We start from the raw sequence: 17,633 nt of genomic DNA on the forward strand, positions 1-17,633 counted from the left end.
ATGGCGTGGCTCGACACCATCATCCAGGGCATCCTGCTCGGCGGCCTCTACGCCTTGTTCGCCGCCGGCTTGAGCCTCGTCTTCGGCATCATGCGGCTGGTCAATCTGGCACATGGCGACTTGATCGTGCTCGCCGCCTTCCTGATCCTGGTGCTGGTCTCGGCTCTTGGCCTCAATCCGTTCGTCGCCGCGCTGGTGGCGATGCCTGTGATGTTCGCCATCGGCTGGGCGCTGCAGTTCTTCCTGCTCAACCGCACGTTGGGAACCGATATCCTGCCGCCGCTGCTGGTCACCTTCGGCCTGTCGATCGTCATCCAGAACGGCCTGCTCGAAGGGTTTACCGCCGACAGCCGGCGCATCTCGGTCGGCGGGCTGGAATCCGCCTCGATGGCGCTTGGGCCGATCAATGTCGGTGTCATGCCGCTGTTGACCCTGGCCTCCGCCATCGCGGTGATCGTCGGGCTGAACCAGTTGTTCTACCGCACCTCGCTCGGCCGTGCGTTCCGCGCCACGTCGGATGACCCGATCACCGCCGGGCTGATGGGCATCCAGCCGAAGCGGATTTTCGCCACCACCACCGGCATCGCCATGGTGGTGGTGACGATCGCCGCGCTTTATCTCGGCACGCGCGCCAATTTCGATCCGACCATCGGCCCGGCGCGGCTGATCTACGCTTTCGAGGCGGTCATCATCGGCGGCCTCGGCTCGCTATGGGGGACGCTTGCCGGCGGCATCGTCATCGGCATCGCCCAGACCTTCGGCGCCGCGATCAACCCGGAATGGCAGATCCTCGCCGGACATCTGGCGTTCCTTGTCGTGCTCCTGGTCAGGCCGCGTGGGCTGTTCCCGCGTGCGGTGGATTAAGGGCGCGCCATGACCGACGTCACAATCTCACACTGGAAAGTCGAGACCCGAACGAAAGCATCGGCAAGCTTCGCCATCGTCGCGACGCTCTTCATCCTGCTCGCCTTCGCCGCACCACTGTTTGCCTCGCGCAGCGTGCTGCAGGACCTGTTCTTCATCCTGACCATGCTGGTGCTGGCGCAGAACTGGAACCTCTTGGCCGGCTATGCCGGGCTGGTCTCCGTCGGACAGCAGGCCTTTGTCGGCTTCGGCGCCTACGCCATGTTTGCCCTGGTCATCCTCGCCGGCCTCGATCCGCTGGCCGCCATCCTGCTCGCCGGCATCGCAAGCGCCCTGCTCGCCATCCCGACCGCCTTCTTCCTGTTTCGCCTGCAGGGCGCCTATTTTGCCATCGGCAGCTGGGTCATTGCCGAAGTGGTGCGGCTGGCGCTGGCGCAGTGGAAGATGCTGGGCGGCGGCACCGGCACCTCTTTGCCGCGCGAGGCGACCCGCGACATGCCGGCGCTGAAGTTCGTCGGCGAACTGTTCGGCGTCAAATCCTCAGGCGCCGGCGACATCCTGACCTACTGGCTGGCACTGCTGCTGGCCATCGCCACGATCGGCCTCGTCTACCGCCTGCTGCGCTCGAAACAGGGGCTGGGGCTGGCCGCCGTGCGCGACAACCAGGAAGCGGCGCGCTCGGTCGGCGTTGATGCCCGTCGCATGAAGACACTGGTCTATCTTGCGGCCGCTTTCGGCACCGGGCTCGCGGGCGCGCTGATCTATGTGCAGAAGGCGCGCATCTCGCCCGACGCCGCCTTCTCTGTCGTCGACTGGACCGCCTATGTCATTTTCATCGTCGTCATCGGCGGCATCGGCACCATCGAGGGGCCGATCGTCGGCGTCATCGTCTTCTATCTTCTGCAAAACCTGCTGGCCGATTACGGCTCCTGGTATCTCTTGATCCTCGGACTGATCGGTATCGTCATCATGCTGTTTGCGCCGCTCGGCCTGTGGGGCCTGTTCGCCGAACGCACCGGCATCCAGCTCTTTCCGGTCCGCCGCCGATTGACTGGCGGACCTGTATCATTAGCCAAAAAGGGAGGGCCGCATGGCTGACATTTCCACCGACGTGCTGACCATCGGCACCGGGCCCGCGGGCTCGGCGACGGCAGCGCTGCTTTCGACCTATGGCGTCGAGAACATGGTCATCAACCGCTATCGCTGGCTGGCCGCGACGCCGCGCGCGCACATCACCAACCAGCGCACCATGGAGGTGCTGCGCGACCTCGGCAGGGATGTCGAGGGCGAGGCCTATATGCACGCCACCGAACAGGATCTGATGGGTGAGAACGTGTTCTGCACGTCGCTCGCCGGCGAAGAGATCGGCCGCATGCGCAGTTGGGGCAAGCATCCGCTCAGCCGTGCCGAGCATCTGCTCTCCTCGCCCTCGCATATGAACGATTTGCCGCAGACCTTCATGGAGCCGCTGCTGTTCAAGACCGCCTGTTCGCGCGGCACGCAAGCGCGCATGTCGACCGAATACCTCTCCCATGTCCAGGACGCCGACGGTGTCACCACCACTTGCCGCGACCGACTGACCGGCAAGGACATCACCATCCGCTCGAAATATCTGGTCGGCGCCGACGGCGGCAATTCGCTGGTCGCCGAGCACGCCGGCCTGCCCTTCGAGGGCAAGATGGGCGTCGGCGGCTCGATGAACATCCTGTTCAAGGCGGACCTTTCGAAATACGTCGCCCACCGGCCCTCGGTGCTCTACTGGGTGGTGCAGCCGGGTGCCGATGTCGGCGGCATCGGCATGGGCCTGGTGCGCATGATCCGGCCGTGGAACGAGTGGCTGATCGTCTGGGGCTACGACATCAACCAGCCGGCGCCGAAGGTCGACGAGGCCTTCGCGAAAAAAGTGGCGCGTGATCTGGTTGGCGATCCCGAACTAGAGATCGAGATCCAGTCGGTGTCGACCTGGACCGTCAACAACATGTACGCCACGCAGACCTCCAAGGGCCGCGTCTTCTGCATGGGCGATGCCATCCATCGTCACCCGCCATCGAATGGGTTGGGCTCCAACACCTCGATCCAGGACGGTTTCAACCTCGCCTGGAAACTTGCCCATGTCATCAAGGGCAAGGCCGGTCCAAAACTGCTCGAATCCTATTCGCAGGAGCGCGCGCCGGTGGCCAAACAGATCGTCACGCGCGCCAACAAGTCGATCGAGGAATTCGGCCCGATCTTCAAGGCGCTCGGCCTGCTCGATTCCATCGACCCGGTGAAAATGCAGTCGAACATGGATGCGCGCTGCGACGACACGCCGGCGGCCGAAGCGCAACGCGCCAAGATCCGCGAGACCATCGCTTCAAAAGTCTATGAATTCGACGCCCATGGCGTCGAGATGAACCAGCGCTACAAGTCGAATGCCATCGTCACCGACGGCCAGAAGGAGCCGGCCTTCGAGAAAGACGCCGAACTGCACCACCAGCCGACCTCCTGGCCGGGCGCGCGGCTGCCGCATGTCTGGGTGCATTCGGATCGGGGTGACAAGGTCTCGACGCTCGACCTGACCGGCCATGGCAAATTCACCGTGCTGACCGGCATTGGCGGCCAAGGCTGGCTCGACGCCGCGAAGGCGGTGGGCAAGGAACTGGGCATCGACATATCAGGCCATCTCATCGGCCCGCGGCAGCCCTGGCAGGACTTTTCCGGCGACTGGGCGCGCGCCCGCGAGATCCGCGACAGCGGCGTGCTTTTGGTGCGGCCCGACCAGCATGTAGCCTGGCGCAAGGACGCCATCAGCAGCGACCCGACGGCGGATCTGCGCAAAGCCCTGACGTCAATCCTGGACAGGTGAGAGATATGGAAGCGCACGAAAAAGGCTTCTTCACCGAGGCGAATTCGGTCGAGGTCGTCACCGGCCGCAACAAGAACGCCAGGAGCGAACGGCTTAAGACGGTGATGGAGGTGATAACGCGGAAACTGCATGAGGCGGTGAAAGAGATCGAGCCGACGCAGGACGAGTGGTTCGAAGCGATTCTGTTCCTGACCAAGACCGGCCAGCTCTCCACCGAATGGCGGCAGGAATTCATCCTGTTGTCCGATGTGCTGGGCGTCTCGATGCTGGTCGATGCCATCAACAACCGCAAACCCTCGGGTGCTTCGGAATCGACGGTGCTCGGGCCGTTCCATCTCGCCGATGCGCCGGAGTTGCCGATGGGCGCCAACATCTGCCTCGATCAGAAGGGTGAGGACATGTTCATCCATGGCCGCATCCTCGACACCGAAGGCAGACCGATCGCCGATGCGGTGCTCGACGTCTGGCAGGCCAACGACGAGGGCTTTTATGACGTGCAGCAGAAGGGCATCCAACCCGACTTCAATCTGCGCGGCGTCTTCCGCACCGGTGCCGACGGCCGCTATTGGTTCCGCGCGGTGAAGCCGAAATTCTACCCGATCCCTGACGACGGCACGGTCGGCAAGCTGTTGCACGCGCTTGGCCGACATCCCTACCGCCCGGCGCATCTGCATTACATCCTCAAGGCCGACGGCTTCGAGACGCTGACCACCCACATCTTCGACCCGGACGATCCCTACATCAATTCGGACGCGGTGTTCGGGGTGAAGGAGAGCCTGCTGGCGGAGTTCAAACGCGTCGACGATCCGGCGCGCGCCGGGGATTATGCGTTCGACAATCCTTTCTGGGACGTCGAGCACGATTTCATCCTGGCACGGCCCAGGCCCGCTTGAGTTTCAGGCGTGACGCCTCGGCCTTCCGGCTCCGACTACTGCTTCACCGAAGTGGAGGTGCCCCAGGTGTCCGAAAGCACGTAGCCCTGGGGATAGGGGTCGGTCGGATCGAGATAGTAGCTGTGCTCGCCGGTGATCCAGGCCCGGCCGGTGATCTCCGGGACGATGGCCTTGCCGGCGCCGATTTCCGTCAGCTCCACGATCCTGCCCGTGAAGCGCGAGCCGATGATCGATTCATGGATCAGCACGTCGCCAACGCCCATCAAGCCCCGGGCTTGCAGCACGGCCATGCGGGCCGACGTGCCGGTTCCGGTCGGGCTGCGGTCCGAGCGCCCTGGCGAAACGATGCAGGTGTTGCGCGTGACCTTGCCCGGCCCCTGGAACGGCATGGCGAACTGCACGATCGACACGCCGCGCACATGCTCGAATTCCGGATGGACGACATCGAGCTGCTCGCGCGCGGCGCGCCTGATCTTCTCGCCGGCCACCGCCAGCTCGCGCGCCTCGTCGGGGGCGACCGAGAAGCCGAGCGCCTTGGCATCGACGATGGCATAGAACATGCCGCCATAGGCAATATCGACCGTGAGCGTGCCAAGCCCTTCGACTTCGATGACAGCGTCGAGACGTTCGGCAAAGGCGGGCGCGTTGCGGAAGGTGATCGAGACGCATCTGCCGTCGCGGCATTCGGCGCGCACCTCGATGACGCCGCCCGGCATGTCGAGCTTGAAGCGGGTCTCGGGTTCCTGCATCGGCACCATGCCGGTCTCGAGCAGCACAGTGGCGACGCAGATGGTGTTGGAACCGGACATCGGCGGGTATTCCGTCGGCTCCATGATGATGGCGCCGGCGACGCAATCCTCGCGGGTTGAGGAAACGAGCAGATTGACGTGGCGCGCCACACTGCCGCGCGGCTCGCAGATCAGCATGCGCCTGATATGGTCGTGATCGCGCTCCATCGTGATCATCTTGTCCATCATCGTGCGGCCTGCCGGCGGCAGCACGCCGCCAACGATGACGTCGCCGACTTCACCTTCTGCATGACAGCCGACGACATGAATGCTGGTTTTGCTGCGCATTTGTGCTCCCTGTGCTGGTCCCTGGCGACCACGACTATTTTGCTTGGCAAGCCATGCCGCTTCGGGACAAACTGGTCAATCCGCGTGCCAGCCTCAAGGAGAATCCGAAATGACCTCTAACGTTTTTTCCGGCACCATGCCGGCGTTGATGACCCCGTGCACGCAGGACCGCCAGCCTGACTTCGATGCGCTGGTACGCAAAGGACGCGAGCTGATCGCGGCCGGCATGTCGGCCGTGGTCTATTGTGGCTCGATGGGTGACTGGCCGCTCTTGACCGACGAGCAGCGCATGGAAGGCGTCGAGCGCCTGGTGAAGGCCGGCGTGCCGGTGATTGTGGGAACCGGCGCGGTCAACACCGCCAAGGCCGTGGCGCATGCGGCGCACGCCCAGAAAGTCGGCGCACGCGGCCTGATGGTGATCCCGCGCGTTCTGTCACGCGGGCCTTCGGTGACGGCGCAGCGCCACCACTTCAAGGCAATTCTTGCCGCCGCGCCCGACCTGCCGGCGGTCATCTACAACAGCCCCTATTACGGCTTTGCCACGCGCGCGGACCTGTTCTTCGCGCTGCGCGCCGAACATCCGAATCTGGTCGGCTTCAAGGAGTTCGGTGGCCCGTCGGACCTGCGCTACGCGGCGGAAAACATCACCAGCCGCGACGATGAGGTGGCGCTGATGATCGGCGTCGACACCGCCGTCTTCCACGGTTTCGTCAATTGCGGCGCGTCCGGCGCCATCACCGGCATCGGCAACGTCTTGCCGAAGGAGGTGCTGCACCTCGTAGGCTTGAGCCAGGCGGCAGCCAAGGGCGACGTCGAGGCCCGCCAGCGCGCGCTGGAGCTGGACGCCGCGCTCGCCGTGCTATCCTCCTTCGACGAGGGTCCCGACCTGGTGCTCTACTTCAAGCACATGATGGTGCTGAAGGGCGCTCCCGAATACAAGCTGCACTTCAACGAGACGGACGCCCTGACCGACAGCCAGCGCGGCTATGCCGAGGCGCAGCTCAAGCTGTTCGACAGCTGGTACGCCCAATGGTCGAGGCAGCCCGGCGTCATTGCCAGATACGCAGCCTGACCCGGCAAGTGCGACGGGCGGCCATAGTACGGCCGCCGGTTGCATTGCGGGGTTGAGCAGTCACTATCCGACTTAGTGCCTGACCATCCCGGCGTCGACATTCAGCGTCTGGCCGGTGATCCAGCGCGCATCGTCGGAGGCCAGGAACGAAACCACATCGGCAATATGTTCCGGCTGGCCTTTGCCCTTCATCGCCTGCAGCATTTCGACAAAGCCGAATGCCTCGTTGTGCGGGCTCGCCTTGACGCCGTCGCTCTCGATCAGGCCGGGCGTCACCGCGTTCGCCGTGATGTTGTACTTGCCGAGTTCGGTGGCCAGCGCCCGGGTGAAGCCGATGACGCCACCCTTGGCCGCGACATAGGCGGCCATGTTCGGCGTGCCGGCAAAGAAGGTGTTGGAGGCGATGCTGATCACTCGCCCAGCCTTGCCCGCCGCACGCATCTGGTCCGTGCCGGCGCGAGTGACGATGAAGGTGCCGGTCAGATTGACGTCGATGATCTTGCGCCAATGGGCGAGATCGACATCGTCCCAGGCGACGAACGGCACGATGCTGGCATTGTTGACCAGGATATCGATGCCTCCGGTCAGCGCCTGGATTTCGGCGAAGAGTGCCTTGACCGAGGCCGGATCGGAAATGTCGGCGGCGATCGCCCTCGCCTTTCCGCCGATCGCCACGGCTGCAGCTTTGGCGCCTTCGGCGTTGATGTCGCTGACGATCACGGTTGCCCCGTCGGCGGCAAGCCGTGCGGCGATCGCCTTGCCGATACCTTGTGCGGCACCCGTAACCAGGGCCGTCTTTCCCGCAAGTCGTTCAGTCATGAAAATGCTCCCTCAATCCGTGATCTGGTGATGTTTGTTCAGGCGTCGGCATCGATCACGGCCAGCGCCGCCTCGATGCCTTTGCCGATTGCAAGCTTCTGCCCGGCCGCGTTCATGGCGCCGCCAAGCGCCGTGAGTGCGGCGATCGCATAGATCGGCTGGGCGGTCGGCCCCATATGGCCGATGCGCGTCAACTTCCCCAAGGTTTCGCCGCGGCCCGACGAAAACACCACGCCGTAGCGGGCGCGCGCGGCCTGGCGAAGCGCCTTCTCGTCGACACCTTCGGGGGTGCGAACGGCGGTCGTGGTTGGCGACGCGATCCCGTCGCTGGCGGCCCAGATCGACAGGCCCATCGCGGTGACGCCCGCGCGCATGGCCCTGGCGGTGAGCGCATGGCGCGCCCACACCGCCTCCGGTCCCTCATTGAGGTAGAGGTCGAGCGCGACATCGAGCCCGTTGATTTCCGATACCGACGGCGTGAACGGAAACGGCTTATCTCTCGACCAGGCATTTTCCCAGTCGACGATGCTCAGCATCGATGCGCGCGGCGCCAGGGGGTTGGCCTTCATCCTGGCCCAGGCCCGCTCACTGACGCCCATCATGGTGAGGCCGGGAGGGGCGCCCAGGCATTTGTTGGGGCCGGTGACATAGATATCGGCCTTGCAATCCTGCGGATGCGTCTTCATGCCGCCAAAGGACGAGACCGCGTCGACGATCAGATAGCCGCCATGTGCCGAAACCAGCGCGCCGATGGCGTCGATCGGATTGATGGTGCCCGACGGCGTGTCGTGGTGACAGACGGACACGATGGTGATTTCCGGATGCGCCTTGAGCATATCGGCGACCGCCTGGGGATCGATCGCCTCGTTGTAGGGCACCTCGATCTCGAGCAGATGCGGCGAGTAACGTTTCGCCCAATAGCCAAAGCCCTTGCCGTAGACACCCGAGGCAAGGTTGAGCACGACGTCGTCAGGCGTGATCAGCGAAGCAGCCGCCGCCTCGAGGCCGAGCACCGGCTCGCCATGCAGGATGACCGGCTTATTCGACAGCCGCATCGCCTTCTGCGCCTTGTCTACCACGCCCTCGTAGAAGAGCTGGAAGGCCGGATCGTAGTCGTAGAGCACGGTGCGGCCGAGGCCGCGCAGCACGTCTGGATAGGCGTTCACCGGGCCCGCGGTCAGGGTGATGACCGGATCGGCATGTTCGGGATAGTGCATCATCTTGTCTCCGGATTGGCGGCGGTCAGCCGTAGAATTGCGTGCCGGTCCTGTAGGTCTTGAAGTTGTCCATGTCGTGCGAGTACATCAGCTCCGCGCCATGGTCCTCGGCCAGCTTCTTGACCTTGCGCATCGAATTGACACCCGCCACCGGGTCGATGTGGAAAGCCGCCTGGCACAGCGTTTCAAGGCTCTTCTGGGTGTAGGCGGCGTCGATGGTGAACATGATCGGCTTGCGCTTGGGAAACTCGACCAGCAGGCTGTAGTGGCCGATCGAATGACCGGGGGTCGAGATCAGCTTGACGCCCTTGGCGAGATCGACGTCGCCCTCGATGCCCTCGAAGGTCGAGTTGGCGCGCGTCGTACCTTCCAGCAGCTGCGCGGTCGCGCCACGCGCTTCCGCGGCCTCCGCCGAGAAGCTCAGGTCGGAATAACCGAGATGCTCGAAAGGCTGCGGATTGCACGCCTGCGGCACCTCGGTCCGATGGCAGATCTTCTTGGCATGCGGAAAATACTTGTTGCCGCCGCAATGATCGAAATGGAAATGCGAATTGACGACGACGTCGATATCCCTGGGCTCGAGGCCGAGCAGGCCAAGCGCACCGGGAATGGTCTGGTGCTTCTCCTGGATCGGCTTTTCGAAGGGCAGCATCTTCATGACATGATCGTAGTCGTAGCCGGTGTCGATGAGAAACCGGCCCTCGGCATGCTCGATCAGGATCGAATAGACGGGGAATCGCACTTCGCCGCCAGGGCCGCGGTTCCAGAACACATGGTAGCCGTCGAGAACGAGCGAGCCGCCGTCAAGCAGGTAGACCTTGGTATCCGACATTCTTGCCTCCTTTTTTGGCGCGGGTCCCATCCGCGCATCTGATTGTTGTCAGCGCGCACCGCGCTCGTATGGAATGCCAAGTGCGGCCGGCAGGCTGGCACGACGGCCGAACAGCACCAGCATGATCATCACCGCCAGGAACGGCAGCATCTGGATGATGTCGGTCGGTATGTTGATGCCGGCCACCTGCATGGCCGTGGTCAGCGACAGGCAGACGCCGAACAGCAGGGCGCCGAACAGCACCCAGACCGGACGGCCGCGCGCCAGCATGGCCAGCACGATGCCCAGGAAGCCGGCGCCGTTGGTGATGAACGGAATGAACAGGCCCGCCCCGACATTGGCGAGATAAGCGCCGCCAAGCCCGGCCAGCGCGCCGGTGGTCAGCACCGCGATGGTGCGGGTCCTGATGACGTCGATACCGGCGACGTCGAGTGCTGCCGGCTTGTCGCCCGCTGCCTGCAAATTGAGGCCGAGCTGCGTGCGCCGATAGAGGTAGCCCATGGCGAACACCAGCGCGACCGCCAGATAGACGATCAGATGATGCTTGAAGAAAGCGGGGCCAATGACAGGAATATCCGAGAGCAGCGGAATGACGGTGGCGTCCGCCGCCGGCAGGCGGGGATAGCTGCGCGAGAACTGGAAATGATGAAGCAGCGCCGTCAGGCCTTCGAGACCGAGCGTCAGGGCGATGCCGATGACGATCTGGTTCAGCCCGATGCGCACGCAAAGCAGCGCCATGATCAGCGCCACCGCGACGCCGCCAGCGGCACCGGTAAGGAAGCCCAGCCATAGCGACCCGGAATAGAAGGCGCCGACAAAACCGAGATAGGCGCCGGCCAGCATCATGCCTTCGATGCCGATGTTGAGCACGCCCGCCTTTTCCGACATCTGCTCGCCGAGGCCGGCCAGCAGCAGCGGGATCGCCGCGGTGACAGCGCCGAACAGCAGGGCACTGAGAAAGACTTCACTGAAGAGCCCGGTCATGCCTCAAGCCCTCCGCGACTGGTTGTATCGATGATCGAAATATTCGGCGAGCGCGAGCACGATCAGCACGATGGAAACCAGCACCAGCGTGAAATGATTGGGCACGCCGAGCCGCCGTGCCGCGCTCTCGCCGCCGATCGACAGCACCGAAAGCAGGAACACGAAACCGATGGCCGCGAAGCCGTTCATGCGGGCGAGAAACACGGCGGGGATCACCGCCAGCCCGTAGGCGGGGTTCCAGTCGGCACGGACATTGCCCTGGACGCCGATGATGTCGACGGCGCCGGCCAGGCCGGCAAGCCCCGCCGAAATCGCAAAGACGGCGATGGTCAGGCCAGGGACGCCGAGCCCCGCATGGACCGCCGCGCGCGGATTGGCGCCGACGATCCTCAGCTTCAAGCCGAACGCCGTGCGCGTCATCACCAGATGCACGATAATGATCGCCGCCAGCCCAAGCAGCAGGCCACTGGTGATGGTGGTTTCGAACAGGCGCGGCAGCCGGTCTTCCACCGGCAGCGTGCGGGTCTGCGGCACGGTCGTGGTGGGATCGCGAAATGCCAGTTTGACCAGCACATTGGCGAGCGAGGTGCCGAGAAACGTCATCATCAGCGTGGTGATAATCTCGTTGACGCCCTGATAGGCGCGCAGCAGAGCCGGCACCAGCGACCAGATCATGGCCACGACCATGGCGATCAGGAACGAGCAGATGAGCGCCAGCCAAGCCGGCAAGATCTCCACCAACACCGGAGCGCTGGCGGCCGCCGTCACCGCACCGAGCAGGAACTGGCCGTCGCCGCCGAGATTCCACATGCCGGCGCGAAAGGCGACGATCAGGCCGGCGGCAAGAAACAGCAGCGGCGCCATCCGCGTCAGCGTCTGCTGGATACCGAGCGGCGAGAACAGCCCTTTCTCCAGCACGAAGCCGTAATAGGCGAGTGGGTCGACGCCGACGGCAAGCAGGATGCAGCCGGCGATGACGAGAGCGATGAGGATCGGGCCGAGCGTCATCAGCAACCGATGCAGGATGTCGCGGCGCGTCGTTGCCGCGCTCGTGGCATCGAGCGCTGTGGCACTGGCCGTGGGTGCGGTGTCGATGCTCATGCGGCAAGTCCGATCATCAGGCGGCCGATCCTGGTGCGGGCGTCGTCGGTGTTCTCGACGGTGCCGACCAGCGCTCCGTTGGCGATGACGGCGACGCGGTCGCACATGCTGAGCAACTCCTCGAGGTCGGTGGAGATCAAGAGCACGGCAAGGCCGCGGGCCGCGGTATCGCGGATGCGCTGGCGCGAGGCCAAAGTGTTGGCGAGATCGAGCCCGTAGGTCGGCTTGTTGAAGATCACCACCTTGGCGCCCTCAGCCAGCTCGCGTGCCAGAAGCACTTTCTGAATGTTGCCGCCGGACAGCCGGGCGACCGGGGTCTTCAGGCTTGGCGTGCGCACATCGTATTCGCGCACGAGTTCGGCGGCGCGCTTGTCGATCTCGCCGCGCTGCTCGACGCCGCCGCGCCAGAAGGGCGCCGCGCCAACCTGCTTGAGGAAGAAGTTGATCGACACCGGGAAAGTGCCGACCGTGCCCTCGCCCAACCGGTCGTCGGTCAGGTAGCGAAGGCCGCGCCGACGGCGTTCGCCGACGCTTAGCGCCTCGATGGCAACGCCCTCCAGCCGCACCGACCCGCCGGTCGCCGCACGCTGGCCGGCCAGCGCTTCCGCCAGCTGCTTCTGGCCGTTGCCGTCGATGCCGGCGATGCCGAGAATCTCGCCCGGTCGGATGTCGAAGGAGATCGACGACAGGCCGGGCGCATTGTCCGTCGGCGCGACCGCCAGATCCGTGACCTGAAGCAGCGGGGCCGCTTCGGCGCGGACTGTGCGGACCGGCCGCTCGACCGCTTCCGGATCGTCTTTCTGCTTGCCGAACATCAATTCCACGATCTCGGAGATGATCGCCTGTTCGTCCAGCGCGCGAAACCGCTCGGGTGGAATCTCGCCAACCTTGCGGCCGAGCTTCAGCACCGAGATGCGGTCGCCGAAGGCCGCCGCCTCCTTGAGCTTGTGGGTGATGAAGACGATCGCCAGGCCCTGCTCGACAAGGCGGCGCATCAGCGCGCCCAGTTCGTCGATGCCTTTCGGCGTCAGCATCGAGGTGGACTCGTCGAGGATCAGCAGCCGGCTGTTGCGCACCATGGCGCGCAGGATTTCGACCTGCTGCTGCTCGCCGAGCGAAAGCTCCGACACCTTGGCATGCAGCTTGACGGTGATGCCGAGCGTGCTGGTGATCTCGGCGACACGCGCCGCCAGTTCTTCGGTCCTGGGGCGCTGCCACCACGGTCCGCCAAGCAACAGGTTTTCCGCCACCGTCAGCGTCGGCACCAGCATCATGTGCTGGAAGACGGTGCCGATGCCGAGCGCCAGCGCATGGCGCGGCGAGGTGATCGGCGTCGGCTTGCCATCGACCAGTATGCGTCCCTCGTCCGGCTGCTGCAGTCCCGACAGCATGCCGATCAAGGTCGATTTTCCCGCACCGTTCTCGCCCAGCAGAACATGCACCTCGCCCGGGCGGATCGACAGGTCGACGCTGTCATTGGCGACGATGCCGGGAAACCGTTTGGTCACGCCTTCAAGCGCGACGATGTCGCGCCCGGCAACGGACGATGAAGAAGAACCGCTCATGAAAGCCCTGCACCAAAAATCGGGAATCTGCCGGAGAGGTGAACGGGTCACCCCTCCGGCAGCTGACCGTGATCGCCTTACTGGGCGACGCTGGTCATCAATGCCCTGACGGCGGCCGCGTCATAGACCGGATCGACCTTGATCTTGCCGGAGATGACGTCTTCGCGCAGCGCCTGGATGTCCGTCCAGACATTGTCGGGAATGGCAGCGGTCTTCAGCAGCTTCACCGAGTCGTCCTTGAGGCCGATCGTATAATGTTTGGTGCCGAACGTGTCGGCCTTCAGGTCGGCGATCATCGCCGCATAGACCGGCTCGATGTTCCACACCACCGACGACAGCAGGAAGCCCTTGTCGATCGGCGACTTGTCACCGATGACGTCGATGAAATAGACCTTGCCGCCGTCCGCTGCCTTGGTCGTCTCGACTGCCTGCAGCATGCCGAAACTCGAACCGTTGCCCTGGCCGAAGATGATGTCGGCGCCCGACGCGATCACGCTTTCGGTGACGCGCTTGCCGCCGGCCGCATCGCTGTAGGCGGCGGGTCCGATCACCGCATAGGTGATCTTGACGTCCGGGTTTTCCGCCTTCACGCCTTGGGCGAAAGCCGCCGACTGCGAATTCCATGATGGCGGTTCGCCCGAGACGACGATGCCGACCGACTTGGAACGCGACATCTTGGCGGCAAGACGGCCGGCGAGATAGGCGCCCTGGTGACCGCTCAGCGTGTAGTCGGCGACGAGGCCCTTCTCCAGGCCGTTCGGCGTGTCGACGATCGCCACCGGAACCTTCAATTCCTTGGCGATTTCAGGCGCCGAGGTGTTGTAACCGCTGGCGTGGGCGATCAGCAGGCTGGCGCCATCGGATGCAAGCTCGCGCAAGGTCGGGCGAACGTCGCCATAGCCGAGCCCCTGGGCCACCACCACTTCGACGCCGGCAGCCTTGCCCGCCGCCTTGGCGGCATCGATGCCTTGCTGGTTCCAGCCGTAGTCGGTGCCTTCTTCGGGTGTCAGGATGGCGATCGACTTGACTTCGCCGGCAAGCGCGCCGCTCAGCAAGACACCGCTAAATATAACTGCACTTACACTGCTCTTAAGAAGCTTTAACATGTTACCCTCTCTGTTTGATTTTCCAATCAATATTCTTATTGTTATTGCGCAAAAGCGAGATAGACTGCCCGATGAAAATCTACCCATGGAGATCGGGCAAAGTGAAGATTCGTTATGTCCTTCCGGTGATGCTGGCGTTCACATCCTTCGCCAACGCGGTTGAGTTGCACTATGTCATCGTCCGCAAGGGCACCGACGGCCTCGACATGGTGCCGTTGACGATTTCGAATGCGGGCAATGAAGGGCTGTCCTGCAATGCCGACTTCGCCCACTGGTATTCGGCCGGGATCGCGACGGTCGAGCCGGGCAAGAGCGCCCGCCTCGAACTCTGGTTCGATCCCAAGACGGGCACGTTCACGATCCTCAACGACAAGCGCGAGAACCTGCCCGTCGAGCGGCTGTGGTGCGGCCTGGCGGGTCGCGCATACGCCACACGCGCGCAGATCACGCTCGACCGCACCGACGCGGCGAAAGGCGAACGCGCCGTGACCTGCGTTGCGGGGCAGGACAGTCTGGTCTGCCGGTAGGCGCTCATCGACTTGCCTGCCCAACACCTCAGCACCTCCTATTTCTTTGCCAGGAACGTGTCGTTGAAGACATCGTCCGCCGAGAGAGCCGTCTTGAGCACGCCCTGATCGGTGAGCGTCTTCAGCGTCTCCTCCCACTGCGTCTTGGTCATCCAGCCGAGGCCGTGTTCCTTGGTGTCGGGGCTGATGAAGGTCGACGCGATGTCGGCGTTGATCTGCGCCAGCAGCACATCCTTCTTGTCGGCATAACCGGGTGCGGCCTTGGCCGTGATCTCGGCGGCCTCTTCGGGGTGGGCAACGACATAGTCGAAAGCTTCCCTGTATGCCTTGACGAAGCGGGCGACGATTTCGGGCTTGTCCTTGATCATAGCCTGAGAGGTAAACAGGCCAGAGCCATAGGCCTTCCAGCCATGGTCCGAACCCATCATCATGCTGAGCGAACCGGGACCGCCGGCCTTGGCCTCCAGTTCGGGGACCTCGGCGTCGACATAGCCGACCACCGTCTGGACGCGGCCCAGAAGCAGATAGCTTTCATAGGGCGGCGAGACGCTGTTCAGCGTCATGTCCTTCTCCGTCAGGCCATTGGCCGCCAGGAAGCCCTTGAAGAAGATGTAGGTCGAACCGGCGGGATGAATGCCGATGGTGAGCCCTTTGAGATTGGCCGGCTCGGCGAGCTTCACCGTCTTGGCCAGCGAGATGATCGCCAGCGGCGAGTGCTGGTTGACGGCGGCCAGCGCCACGACCGGGACATTCTGCGACCGTGCGACGGCAAGCGTGGGAAGATCGCCGAACCCGAAATCCGCGTTGCCGTTGCCCACCAGCCGCATCGCGTCCGGCGAGCCGGAACCCTTGCGGATCTCGGCCAAGTCGATGTCGTTCTTGGCGAAGAAGCCCTTTTCCTTGCCGACGAAGAACATGGCATGGTTGCCGCGCACCACCCAGTCGAGCTGGACGCTGACCTTGTCCGCCGCCAGTGCTGCGCCGGAGAAACCAAGCGCGCCGGCAAAAGCTGCAAGCGTGGCCGCCTTGATGAGTGAGCGTCTCAGCATTGATCGATCCTTCCTGTCGTTGACTGTCCTAGGGACCCTAGGCGTGACTGAATTTCGGTGCCCATGGCACGATAATGCGTTCGAGAATTTCGGCTGCGTAGTAGAAGGCGATGCCCAGCACCGAAACGAGGAGCAGGGCCGCGAAGACCAGCGCGGTGTCGAGCTGGGTCGAGGCGAACTGGATGACGTAGCCGAGCCCGTCCGAAGCGCCCGCGAATTCGCCGACGATGGCGCCGATGACGCTGAGCGTCGCGGCGATCTTGGTTCCGGCCATCAGGTTCGGCAGCGAATGCGGAACACGGATCCTGAACAGGATCTGCGTGCGGCTGGCGCCGACCGAATTCATCAGCGACAGCAGCGAGCGGTCGACCGACTGCATGCCCGCCAGCATCGACAGGGTCACCGGGAAGAAGGCGATGACCAGGATCAGGCCGATCTTGGGCGCGAGCCCGTAGCCGAACCAGAGGATGAAGATCGGCGCCAGTGCCACCTTGGGCACGTTCTGGAACAGCACCACCAGCGGATAAAGCGCTCGCCCCAGCCAGTCGAAGCGCACGATGACCAGCGCAATGGCAATGCCGACCACGACAGAGACGAGGAATCCGAACAGGATCTCGCCCGCCGTCACCAGCGTCGCCTGCATCAGCGTTGCCCATTGCGCGACCAGCGATTGCGCGATCTCGGACGGGGCGGGAATGATGAAGGCGGAGATGGCGAAAAGCCGCACCACGGCTTCCCACACGATGATCGTCGCCAGCAGGAGGATGACCGCCGGCAGCCAGCTGCCTGTCGCCGCGGCCCAGTTGGAGGCAGACCGGGGCTCGGAGAGATTGGTGATGGGTTGATCGCTCATGATGCGCCTCCCGGTTGATGGCTGGCGCGCAGCATCACCCGCAGCTGAACCACCAGCCTGACGAATTCCGGATCTTCCGTCACCGACAGGTCGCGCGGATAGGGCAGACCAATGTCGAGGCTCTCGGTGATCCGCCCCGGCTTGATCCCCATCACGTGGACATGGCGCGACAGGTGGATGGCTTCGTCTATCGAATGGGTGACCAGCACGATGGTCTTGCCGGTCCGCTGCCAGATATCCAGCAGCGACTGGCCCATCTGGTCGCGGGTAATCGCGTCGAGCGCGCCGAACGGCTCGTCCATCAGCAGCACCGCCGGATCGAGCGCCAGGGCCCGCGCGATGGCGACGCGCTGGCGCATGCCGCCGGACAATTCGTTGGGGCGCTTGTGGGCGCTGTCGCCCAGCCCCACCAGTTCCAGCATCTCCTGCCCGCGTGCCCGCAAATCGGCGCGCGAAAGCGATCTGTCGGCGATGCCAAGCAGCATCGATGCATTGTCGACGGCATTCTTCCAGGGAAGCAAATTGGCGTCCTGGAAGACGAGGCCGATCATGCGCTTGCGCGCCGCCTCGACCGGCGAAAGCCCGGCAATCGAAACACTGCCGCTCGTCGGATTGACAAGTCCGGCCAGGACCTTGAGCAAGGTGCTCTTGCCGCAACCGGAAGGGCCGATGAGGGAGACGAACGACCCCTTCGGTATCGCAAGATCGATGTTCTGCAGCACAAGTTGCCTGGCCATGACGACCGAAACGCCTTTGACCGAGATCAGGTCGTCATCGTGGCGGATATGGGCTGGCCGGCCGCCTGCTGCTCGAATGGGTTCCATGCGCAT

The 17,633-nt window shown here is 64.1% G+C and carries 17 protein-coding genes; 6 read left to right on the plus strand and 11 right to left on the minus strand.

Features of this window, described 5'->3' with window-relative positions:
• Genes CKW40_RS00955 through CKW40_RS00970 form a run of 4 tightly spaced genes read left to right on the plus strand, consistent with a single transcriptional unit; the run spans position 1 to position 4,602 of the window.
• Positions 1 to 864, plus strand: a complete 864-nt coding sequence (locus CKW40_RS00955; RefSeq protein WP_095198086.1) for a branched-chain amino acid ABC transporter permease — start codon at positions 1 to 3, stop codon at positions 862 to 864.
• Positions 865 to 873: 9 nt separating this feature from the next.
• On the plus strand, positions 874 to 1,962 hold the full coding sequence (locus tag CKW40_RS00960) for a branched-chain amino acid ABC transporter permease (RefSeq protein ID WP_095198087.1): 1,089 nt from the start codon (positions 874 to 876) through the stop codon (positions 1,960 to 1,962).
• Positions 1,955 to 3,709 carry an FAD-dependent oxidoreductase gene (locus CKW40_RS00965; protein WP_095198088.1) on the plus strand — a complete coding sequence of 585 codons (1,755 nt, stop codon included), beginning with the start codon at positions 1,955 to 1,957 and terminating at the stop codon, positions 3,707 to 3,709. The genes CKW40_RS00960 and CKW40_RS00965 overlap by 8 nt, the downstream gene beginning before the upstream one ends.
• A gap of 5 nt (positions 3,710 to 3,714) precedes the next feature.
• A complete protein-coding gene (locus CKW40_RS00970; RefSeq protein WP_095198089.1) occupies positions 3,715 to 4,602 on the plus strand; it encodes an intradiol ring-cleavage dioxygenase in 888 nt (295 codons plus the stop codon).
• A 35-nt stretch (positions 4,603 to 4,637) separates the two neighbouring features.
• Here CKW40_RS00970 and CKW40_RS00975 read toward each other — a convergent pair whose 3' ends face one another.
• On the minus strand, positions 4,638 to 5,678 hold the full coding sequence (locus CKW40_RS00975; RefSeq protein WP_095198090.1) for a proline racemase family protein: 1,041 nt from the start codon (positions 5,676 to 5,678) through the stop codon (positions 4,638 to 4,640).
• A gap of 109 nt (positions 5,679 to 5,787) precedes the next feature.
• On the opposite strand from CKW40_RS00975, the gene CKW40_RS00980 reads away from it, so the two are divergent.
• The gene (locus CKW40_RS00980) at positions 5,788 to 6,750 is read left to right on the plus strand and encodes a dihydrodipicolinate synthase family protein (RefSeq protein ID WP_095198091.1); all 963 of its coding nucleotides are present in this window, start codon (positions 5,788 to 5,790) and stop codon (positions 6,748 to 6,750) included.
• Between the two features lie 72 nt (positions 6,751 to 6,822).
• On the opposite strand, the gene pldH is transcribed toward CKW40_RS00980, so the two are convergent.
• From pldH to CKW40_RS01015, 7 genes are all read right to left on the minus strand, one after another.
• On the minus strand, positions 6,823 to 7,569 hold the full coding sequence (gene pldH, locus CKW40_RS00985) for a pyridoxal 4-dehydrogenase, SDR-type (protein WP_095198092.1): 747 nt from the start codon (positions 7,567 to 7,569) through the stop codon (positions 6,823 to 6,825).
• Between the two features lie 38 nt (positions 7,570 to 7,607).
• Complete coding sequence (gene ppaT, locus CKW40_RS00990) at positions 7,608 to 8,786, minus strand: pyridoxamine--pyruvate transaminase (protein WP_095198471.1); 1,179 nt, start codon at positions 8,784 to 8,786, stop codon at positions 7,608 to 7,610.
• A 25-nt stretch (positions 8,787 to 8,811) separates the two neighbouring features.
• A complete protein-coding gene (pldA, locus tag CKW40_RS00995) occupies positions 8,812 to 9,618 on the minus strand; it encodes a 4-pyridoxolactonase (protein ID WP_095198093.1) in 807 nt (268 codons plus the stop codon).
• Between the two features lie 48 nt (positions 9,619 to 9,666).
• The gene (locus CKW40_RS01000) at positions 9,667 to 10,602 is read right to left on the minus strand and encodes a putative B6 ABC transporter permease subunit 1 (protein WP_027042522.1); all 936 of its coding nucleotides are present in this window, start codon (positions 10,600 to 10,602) and stop codon (positions 9,667 to 9,669) included.
• A gap of 3 nt (positions 10,603 to 10,605) precedes the next feature.
• Positions 10,606 to 11,703 carry a putative B6 ABC transporter permease subunit 2 gene (locus tag CKW40_RS01005; protein WP_095198094.1) on the minus strand — a complete coding sequence of 366 codons (1,098 nt, stop codon included), beginning with the start codon at positions 11,701 to 11,703 and terminating at the stop codon, positions 10,606 to 10,608.
• Positions 11,700 to 13,268, minus strand: a complete 1,569-nt coding sequence (locus CKW40_RS01010; protein ID WP_095198095.1) for a putative B6 ABC transporter ATP-binding protein — start codon at positions 13,266 to 13,268, stop codon at positions 11,700 to 11,702. Before CKW40_RS01010 ends, CKW40_RS01005 begins: the two co-directional genes overlap by 4 nt.
• 77 nt (positions 13,269 to 13,345) lie before the next feature.
• The gene (locus tag CKW40_RS01015; protein ID WP_095198096.1) at positions 13,346 to 14,374 is read right to left on the minus strand and encodes a putative B6 ABC transporter substrate-binding protein; all 1,029 of its coding nucleotides are present in this window, start codon (positions 14,372 to 14,374) and stop codon (positions 13,346 to 13,348) included.
• Between the two features lie 101 nt (positions 14,375 to 14,475).
• Here CKW40_RS01015 and CKW40_RS01020 point away from each other — a divergent pair, with 101 nt between their 5' ends.
• Positions 14,476 to 14,901 carry a hypothetical protein gene (locus tag CKW40_RS01020; RefSeq protein WP_095198472.1) on the plus strand — a complete coding sequence of 142 codons (426 nt, stop codon included), beginning with the start codon at positions 14,476 to 14,478 and terminating at the stop codon, positions 14,899 to 14,901.
• 38 nt (positions 14,902 to 14,939) lie between these two features.
• On the opposite strand, the gene CKW40_RS01025 is transcribed toward CKW40_RS01020, so the two are convergent.
• The 3 genes from CKW40_RS01025 to CKW40_RS01035 are packed head-to-tail and all read right to left on the minus strand — an operon-like array spanning position 14,940 to position 17,633.
• Entirely contained in the window at positions 14,940 to 15,950 is a 1,011-nt protein-coding gene (locus tag CKW40_RS01025; RefSeq protein ID WP_095198097.1) for an ABC transporter substrate-binding protein, read from the minus strand.
• A 37-nt stretch (positions 15,951 to 15,987) separates the two neighbouring features.
• On the minus strand, positions 15,988 to 16,803 hold the full coding sequence (locus tag CKW40_RS01030; protein ID WP_095198098.1) for an ABC transporter permease: 816 nt from the start codon (positions 16,801 to 16,803) through the stop codon (positions 15,988 to 15,990).
• Positions 16,800 to 17,633 (minus strand): ABC transporter ATP-binding protein, encoded by an 834-nt coding sequence (locus CKW40_RS01035; RefSeq protein ID WP_095198099.1) that lies wholly within the window; start codon positions 17,631 to 17,633, stop codon positions 16,800 to 16,802. The genes CKW40_RS01030 and CKW40_RS01035 overlap by 4 nt, the downstream gene beginning before the upstream one ends.

Source organism: Mesorhizobium carmichaelinearum (assembly GCF_900199455.1).
Classification (GTDB): Bacteria; Pseudomonadota; Alphaproteobacteria; order Rhizobiales; family Rhizobiaceae; genus Mesorhizobium; species Mesorhizobium carmichaelinearum.

Bases quoted from the DNA above. Each gene is read 5' to 3' on its own strand.
- pldA (WP_095198093.1), bottom strand. From the start codon at position 9,618: ATGTCGGATACCAAGGTCTACCTGCTTGACGGCGGCTCGCTCGTTCTC.
- CKW40_RS01005 (WP_095198094.1), bottom strand. From the start codon at position 11,703: ATGAGCATCGACACCGCACCCACGGCCAGTGCCACAGCGCTCGATGCC.
- ppaT (WP_095198471.1), bottom strand. From the start codon at position 8,786: ATGCACTATCCCGAACATGCCGATCCGGTCATCACCCTGACCGCGGGC.
- CKW40_RS00965 (WP_095198088.1), top strand. From the start codon at position 1,955: ATGGCTGACATTTCCACCGACGTGCTGACCATCGGCACCGGGCCCGCG.
- CKW40_RS01025 (WP_095198097.1), bottom strand. From the start codon at position 15,950: ATGCTGAGACGCTCACTCATCAAGGCGGCCACGCTTGCAGCTTTTGCC.
- CKW40_RS01035 (WP_095198099.1), bottom strand. From the start codon at position 17,633: ATGCGCATGGAACCCATTCGAGCAGCAGGCGGCCGGCCAGCCCATATC.
- CKW40_RS00955 (WP_095198086.1), top strand. From the start codon at position 1: ATGGCGTGGCTCGACACCATCATCCAGGGCATCCTGCTCGGCGGCCTC.
- CKW40_RS00980 (WP_095198091.1), top strand. From the start codon at position 5,788: ATGACCTCTAACGTTTTTTCCGGCACCATGCCGGCGTTGATGACCCCG.
- CKW40_RS01000 (WP_027042522.1), bottom strand. From the start codon at position 10,602: ATGACCGGGCTCTTCAGTGAAGTCTTTCTCAGTGCCCTGCTGTTCGGC.
- CKW40_RS00960 (WP_095198087.1), top strand. From the start codon at position 874: ATGACCGACGTCACAATCTCACACTGGAAAGTCGAGACCCGAACGAAA.
- CKW40_RS01010 (WP_095198095.1), bottom strand. From the start codon at position 13,268: ATGAGCGGTTCTTCTTCATCGTCCGTTGCCGGGCGCGACATCGTCGCG.
- CKW40_RS01030 (WP_095198098.1), bottom strand. From the start codon at position 16,803: ATGAGCGATCAACCCATCACCAATCTCTCCGAGCCCCGGTCTGCCTCC.
- CKW40_RS00970 (WP_095198089.1), top strand. From the start codon at position 3,715: ATGGAAGCGCACGAAAAAGGCTTCTTCACCGAGGCGAATTCGGTCGAG.
- CKW40_RS00975 (WP_095198090.1), bottom strand. From the start codon at position 5,678: ATGCGCAGCAAAACCAGCATTCATGTCGTCGGCTGTCATGCAGAAGGT.
- CKW40_RS01015 (WP_095198096.1), bottom strand. From the start codon at position 14,374: ATGTTAAAGCTTCTTAAGAGCAGTGTAAGTGCAGTTATATTTAGCGGT.
- pldH (WP_095198092.1), bottom strand. From the start codon at position 7,569: ATGACTGAACGACTTGCGGGAAAGACGGCCCTGGTTACGGGTGCCGCA.